The 7,147-nt window shown below is 66.6% G+C and carries 3 protein-coding genes; 1 reads left to right on the top strand and 2 read right to left on the bottom strand.

What is annotated here, in order from left to right:
• Window positions 1–68 precede the first annotated feature (68 nt).
• Window positions 69–3,032 carry a bifunctional [glutamine synthetase] adenylyltransferase/[glutamine synthetase]-adenylyl-L-tyrosine phosphorylase gene (locus VGC77_RS02985; RefSeq protein WP_331170073.1) on the top strand — a complete coding sequence of 988 codons (2,964 nt, stop codon included), beginning with the start codon at window positions 69–71 and terminating at the stop codon, window positions 3,030–3,032.
• Window positions 3,033–3,196: 164 nt separating this feature from the next.
• Here the strand turns inward: VGC77_RS02985 and VGC77_RS02980 are convergent, their stop codons facing one another.
• A complete protein-coding gene (locus tag VGC77_RS02980) occupies window positions 3,197–5,521 on the bottom strand; it encodes a PAS domain-containing sensor histidine kinase (RefSeq protein WP_331170072.1) in 2,325 nt (774 codons plus the stop codon).
• 200 nt (window positions 5,522–5,721) lie between these two features.
• On the bottom strand, window positions 5,722–7,104 hold the full coding sequence (locus VGC77_RS02975; RefSeq protein ID WP_331170071.1) for a cation diffusion facilitator family transporter: 1,383 nt from the start codon (window positions 7,102–7,104) through the stop codon (window positions 5,722–5,724).
• Between the last annotated feature and the right edge of the window lie 43 nt (window positions 7,105–7,147).

Raw genomic sequence — 7,147 nt, 5'->3', positions numbered from 1 at the left:
TTGGTATTGCCGGCGGTAGCCGGTGAAGGCCTTGCGGCCCAAACGTCGAATGTGCCACAGAAGCAGGCATGAATTCATCCGCGACAGGCGACGCCGACCAGTTCCCGCTGGCCGCGCACTTCGTCAGCGCACCCCGACTGTTTGCGGCCGACGAGGCCGAACAACGGCTCGCTGAATGGCTCGACGACATCGACCCGGCGCAGGCTGACGGTTTTCGCGCGGTGACGGCGCAATTTCCCGTCGCGCGCGCCGTGCTGCTCGGCATTGCCGAGGCATCTCCCTATCTGTTCGACCTGGTCCGCGCCGATCCCGCGCGCGCGCTGCGGCTGCTGCGCGCCGACGCCGATGCGCATCTCGCAGCGCTGATCGACCAGGCCGCGCTGCATGTCGCGGCCGCTGCCGACGATGCCGCCGTGATGCTGCTGCTGCGGCGGATGAAGGCCGAGGCGGCGCTGCTGATCGCTCTGTGCGACATCGGCGGCGTCTGGCCGGTGATGCGGATCACCCGGGCGCTGACCGACCTCGCCAATGTCTCGATGCAATCGGCGCTGCGCTATCTGCTGCGGCAGGAGGCCGCACGGGGCCGGCTGCAATTGCACGACACCGAGCATCCCGAACACGGCACCGGCCTGATCGTGCTGGCGATGGGCAAGATGGGCGCGTTCGAGCTGAACTATTCCAGCGACATCGACCTGATCGTGTTCTTCGACCTCGCGGCGCCGACGCTTGCGCCCGACATCGAGCCGCAGCCGTTCTTCGTCCGCGTCACCCAGGGACTGGCGCGGCTGCTGAACAGCCGCACCGCCGACGGCTATGTGTTCCGCGTCGACCTGCGGCTGCGTCCCGATCCGGCCTCGACGCCGGTGGCGATCTCCACCGCCTCGGCGCTCGATTACTACGAGCGCGAAGGCCGCACCTGGGAGCGCGCCGCGATGATCAAAGCGCGGCCCTGCGCCGGCGACGCCGCGGCCGGCGAGGCGCTGCTCGGCGAGATCGCGCCGTTCGTCTGGCGCAAGCACCTCGACTTCGCAGCACTCGCCGACGTCCACGACATGAAGCGGCAGATGCAAACCTTCCGCGGCCAGACCGACATCGCGGTCGAGGGCCACAACGTCAAGGTCGGCCGCGGCGGCATTCGCGAGATCGAGTTCTTCGCCCAGACCCAGCAATTGATCGCCGGCGGCCGGCACCGCGAATTGCGGGTGCGGCCGACGCTGCAAGCGCTGCAGATCCTGGCGACTTCCAACTGGATCACCTACCAGGCGCGCGACGAACTCACCATTGCCTATCAGTTTCTGCGCCGCGTCGAGCACCGGCTGCAGATGATCGCCGACGAGCAGACCCATGCGCTGCCCGAGGACGTCGCAGCGGTGGAACGCTTCGCGCGGTTTCTCGGCTTTGACAGCCGCGCCGCCTTCGCCGAGCAGTTGCTCGGCTATCTGAATTGCGTGCAGGGCCATTACAGCAAATTGTTCGAGGCGGGCGATCCGAGCGACGCCGCGACGCTGCCGCCGGTCGACTACGCCGCCGGCCCGGACGACCAACGGCTCGCCGAACATCTGGTGGCGCTCGGCTTCAAGAAGCCGGCGATGGTCGCCGAGACGCTGCGGCAATGGATGGCGGCCGAGTACCGCGTGCTGCGGGTGGACTCCACGCGGCGCGCCTTCCTGGAATTCGTGCCGACCCTCATTGCCGGGCTGGCCCGCGCCGAGGAGCCGGACAACGCGGTCGCGGCGTTCGATCGCTTGCTGCAGGCGCTGCATCGCGGCGGCCGGCTGGTGTCGCTGCTCAGCCAGAACAAGGAATTGGTGGCGCTGGTGGCGCTGGTGCTCGGCGCAGCGCCGCGGCTTGGCGACATGGTGGCGCGGCAGCCGCAGATCATGGACGGGCTGATCGATCCGCGGTTCTTCGGCGCGATGCCGGATAAGCGCGAATTGTCGATGCGGCTGCAGGCGACGCTGGCGGATGCCGGTCCGTATGAAGAGTTTCTCGATCGCTTAAGGATGTTCGGCCAGGAGAGCCTGTTCCTGATCGGCACCCGGATACTGTCCGGCACGGTGTCGACGCAGCAGGCCTCGATCGCCTTTGCCGACGTCGCCGAAGGCATCGTCGCCACGGTGCATGGATTGGTCAGCGATCAGTTCGCGACGCAATACGGCCGCGTCAAGGGCCAGGAAACCGCGATCCTGGCGATGGGCCGGCTCGGCAGCCGGGAGATGACGGCGTCGTCCGATCTCGATCTGATCCTGATCTACGATTTCGACGCCGAACAGCCGGATTCCGACGGCGCACGCTCGCTGCACGGCTCGCAATATTTCGCCCGCTTCACGCAAAGGCTGATCAGCGCCTTCACCACGCGGACCAATTACGGCGTGCTGTACGACGTCGACATGCGGCTGCGGCCGTCGGGCCGTGCCGGGCCGGTGGCCTCGCGGCTCGATGCGTTCGCCGACTATCAGCAGAACGAAGCCTGGACCTGGGAGCACATGGCGTTGACCCGGGCGCGGGTGATCTCGGCCTCGCCGGCGTTTCGCGACAGGATCGAAGGCATCATCCGCGAGGTGCTGACGCGGCCGCGCGACGCCGCGGTGATCGCCAATGACGTCGCCGAGATGCGCCGCGCCATCGCCCAGGAAAAGGGCGAGGACGACATCTGGGATCTGAAATACGCCTCCGGCGGCCTGGTCGATATCGATTTTATCGCGCAGTATTTACAGCTGGTGCACGCCGCGCAGACCCCGGATATTCTCAACGTCGGGACCTTGCAGGTGCTGGAGAATGCGGCGCGGCTGGGTCTGCTGCCGCAGCCGGAGGCCGAGGTGCTGCGCAGCGCGGCGCGGCTGTATCACGACCTCACCCAGATCGTGCGGCTCTGCGTCAGCGAAAAATTCGTGCCGGCGACCGCCGGCGAAGATCTGTTGCGGGTGCTGGTGCGCGCCGGCGACGCGCCGGATTTCTCCTCGCTGGAGGCGCGGGTGAAAGAAACCCAGGCCGAGGTGCGGGCGGTGTTCTTGAAGCTACTGCAGGGCTGAGCTTGGCGTCGTCAGTTGCGACGCCTGCAGCCAAGGCTGTTAGTTTCGATGCGTCCAACCGAGAATGATGCTGTCATTCCGGGTTCGCTCGAGCTATCGCTCTCGCGCCCCGGAATGACTCGGGTCGGCAAAGGCCATAAATCCAACGTTGAGATGTGTCGCGCTCACGCCGCGGCGGAGATCTTCCCGGCGGCCTTGGCGGCATCGCGCGGCAACATCACGCGGACGACGGTGCCGGCGCCGAGCTGCGAGCGCAGCCGCATCGACCCGCCATGCAGATTGGCCAGCGATTTGGCGATCGCCAGCCCCAAGCCGGAGCCGTGATAGGTTTTGGTCAACTGGCTTTCGACCTGTTCGAACGGCTGGCCGAGCCGGCGCAGCGATTGCTTGGCGATGCCGATGCCGGTGTCGGCGATCAACAGCACGATGGAATCCTCGAACACCCGGCCGCGCACCGTGACCCGGCCGCCGTCGGGGGTGAACTTCACCGCGTTGGACAACAGGTTGACCAGGATCTGCTTGATGGCGCGGCGATCCGCCAGCACCGGGATGTCGTTGTCGATATCGGCGCGCAGCACCAGTTGCTTGTTGTCGGCGCGGCCCGACACCACGCGCAGCGATTCCGACAGCGTGGTGGCGAGGTCGAACGGTTCGAGGTCGAGCTTCATGCGCCCGGCTTCGATCTTCGACATGTCGAGAATGTCGTTGATCACTTCCAACAGATAGTGGCCGCTGTTCAGGATGTCGTGGCAGTATTCCTGATACTTCTCCGAGCCGAGCGAGCCGAACATGCCGCTGCCCATGATCTCGGAAAAGCCGATGATGGCGTTGAGCGGGGTGCGCAATTCGTGGCTCATATTGGCCAGGAATTTCGACTTGGTCTGGTTGGCATCCTCGGCGCGGGTCTTTTCCTCGGAGTATTTCTGCGCGAGGTCGACGAGTTCGACGGCCTGTCGCTCCAGCATCGCCTGCGATCGCTTGAGGTCGACCACCGTGGCGCGCAGCCGCAGATCGTTCTCGACGAGCTTCTGCTCGTGCTCCTTGATCCTGGTGATGTCGGTGCCGACCGCGACGTAGCCGCCGTCCTTGGTGCGGCGCTCGCTGATGTGCAGCCAACTGCCGTTGTCGAGCTGCGCCTCGAAGGTGCGGGCGCCGGGCGGGCAGTGACCGGGTTCCGGCAGCCGGGTGCGGGCTTCCGGCATGGTGCCGACCTCGACCACGGTCTCGTAGGAGGTGCCGGGCGTCACCGCGGAATCCGGCAATTTATGCAGCCGCTGGAAGTGCGAATTGCACAGCACCAGCCGGTTCTCCGCGTCCCACAGCACAAAGGCTTCCGGGATCGTCTCGATGGCGTCGCGCAGCCGCAGATCGGCTTCCACGGTTCGCTCGGCGAGGCTCTTGTGTTCGGTGATATCGACCGCGATGCCGATCAGATGCAGCCCCGCGTCGCTGGCGTCGCGGCTCAGCTCGCAGCGCACCCGCAGCCAGATCCAATGACCGTTGGCGTGCTGCATGCGAAAGCTGTGATCGATCTGGCTGATGCCGCCGGTGATCAGCTGGTTGGCGATCGCGAACAGGTCGATGTCGTCGGACTTCACCAGCGCGTTGACCTCGCCGAACGTCAACAGGTCGCTGCGGCTCTCCAGCCCGAGCATGGTGAACATCGATTGCGACCAGAAAATCCGGCCGCGCGACAGATCCCAGTCCCACAGCCCGCAGCGGCCGCGGTTCAGCGCGGTGTCGATCCGGCCGCGCACCGCGTCGTTGATCAGGTCGCCCTCCCGCGCCCTGGTCGATTGCCAGTGAAATGCGAAGCCGAGGATCAGCACCACGAAGCCGGTGGTGGCGGACAGCGTGATCGACAGCGCGGTGTCGGAACGCCACATCGGCTCGACGTTTTCCTGAACGATCAGCACCTGGCCGGGCAGCGAGCGGATGTTGCGCTGGGTGGCGGTCGCGGTGCGGCCGCCGGGCAGGGTGATGTCGGTGACGCCGGCTTGCGGCGCCGACGCCGCGAGCGGTTGCGCCGCGCTCAGCGCCTCGAGGATGCGGCCGGCGTCGCCGATCGGGGCATCGACCGGAAGCCGCGCCAGAATGCTCCGATCGGTGCCGACCACGATGACGTGGCGCCCGGTGGCGATGCCCCAGGCCGGGATCAGACCGGGCAGCAGATTCTGCAAGCGGCCGATCGCCGGCGCGTGGTCCTGGTGGTCGGTGCCGATGCGGTCGATGCGCTCGGCGATCAGGTCGGCCAGCGCCGCGAGATCGCGGTTCACCGAGCTGCGTTTCTGCCGGGTCTGATCGATGATCTGCACCGAGGCGCCGAAGCAGATGGTGATCAGGAAGGCGATGATCAGCGTAGGCACGGCACGGCGGAGCGCGGGCTCCGCGGTCAGCAGCCGGTGATAGGCCGGTTTTGCGATCGACTGCGCCAATCCCTTGATCGAATCGGATTGCGCGCAGGCGCTCGCAGCTTGTGCGCGCGCCATGCTTTTGGCCCCCAGCGTGATGTCTGACTTTACCCGTGCCGAAGGGCCCCCCGGCCGCTTCGAATCGAGGCGATTTGAATCCAGTTTTAGGGGGCTGTCGAGAGTCAACAATTCGTTAATCGAAATAAATCTTGTCCCACGCAAAATGGCCGCTGGTGAAGCTACGGGGACGCGAGTCCGAAACGGGAACGCGGTGTGCGTCAGTCGACGTTCGGCGGCTCGGCGTGGCTGATCACGCGCTTCACGCTGGGAAATGCGCGACGCAATTTGCGCTCGATGTCGTCGACCTGCTCGTGTACCGCGATCACGCTCATCGCCGCTGCGGCGTGGCAATGGAAATTCACCACCTCGCCGGCCTCGGTGTCGCGCACCCGCACGCTGTGGATGTCGTTGATCACCCCGTCGGTGGCGAACCCGGCCAGCGCCTTGCGGATCTCTTCCACCCGCGCGGCCGAGGCATCGGCGCCCTGCGGCAGTTCGGGCTCCAGCGGTTCGATATGGGTATCGACTTCGACGTCGCTGCCGAATTCGTCGACGATATGGTGTTCGAGCTGATGGGCGATGGCGTGGGCCTCGAGCAACGGCATGTTGCCGTCGACTTCGAGGTCGATGCTGACCGTCAGCTTCTCGCCGAGGTCGTGCACGGTGACGTGGTGGATGGCGAGCCCGGAATTGCGGGCGATCACCATGATGCGCTCGCGCACGCTTTCATTGTCGCGGGCCACCGGAACCGCGGTGAAGGTGAGGTCGGCGTCGTCGAGCGCCCGGCTCACCGCGGCTTGCGCCTTGCGCTTGATCTCATCGATGCGGTCGATCGGATAGGTGCGCGGCACCTGGACGATGGCGTCGATGAAATGCGTCGGACCGACCATGCGGGCGCGCAGCCGCTCGATGCCGACCACGCCGGCGACGCTGCTGATGGCTTCGCTGGCCGTATCGGCCACGCCTTCCGGCGCGCGGTCGAGCAGGGTCTGGATGGTGGAGCGCCCGAGCCGCAACCCCAGCACCGAAATCATCACCGCGACCCCGATCGCGGCGCCGGCATCGCCCCAGGCGAAGCCGAGCCCCGACAGCGCCAGTCCGACGATCACCGCGAACGAGCCGAGCACGTCGGAGGCGAAATGCAGCGCGTCGGCGGCCAGCGCCTGGCTCTTGGTGGCTTCGGCGGTCTTGTGCAGCGCGCGGGCGCGCCACAGATTCACCGCGATATCGATCAGCAGCACCACGAACGGCAGCACCGACAACACCGGCGGCGGCGCGCCCTCGCGCAACCGGCCAAACGCCTCGACCACGATGCCGCCGGCCAGCACGTACAGCATGGCGATCACGCCCAGCGCCGACAGGCTCTCGATCTTGCCGTGGCCGTAATGGTGGCCTTCGTCGGCGGGGCGGTCGGCGACCCGCACCACCACCCAGGTGATCAGCGTGGCGACCAGATCGACCGAACTGTGCAGCGCCTCCGAAATCAGCGCCAGACTGCCGATCGCGATCCCGACCACGAATTTCGCCGCGGCCATGCTGGCGCTGGCCAACACCGAGATGGCGGCGACACGGGATTTGGCGCTGGCGACCGACTGGTTCATGCGGCGGGGTTTAACAGGACGGGCTCGATTATCAAAGCCGCGG

Origin of the sequence: Rhodopseudomonas sp. (assembly GCF_036404135.1) — a bacterium.
GTDB lineage: Bacteria > Pseudomonadota > Alphaproteobacteria > Rhizobiales > Xanthobacteraceae > Rhodopseudomonas_A.
This window is presented reverse-complemented; position numbering and strand designations above follow the sequence as displayed.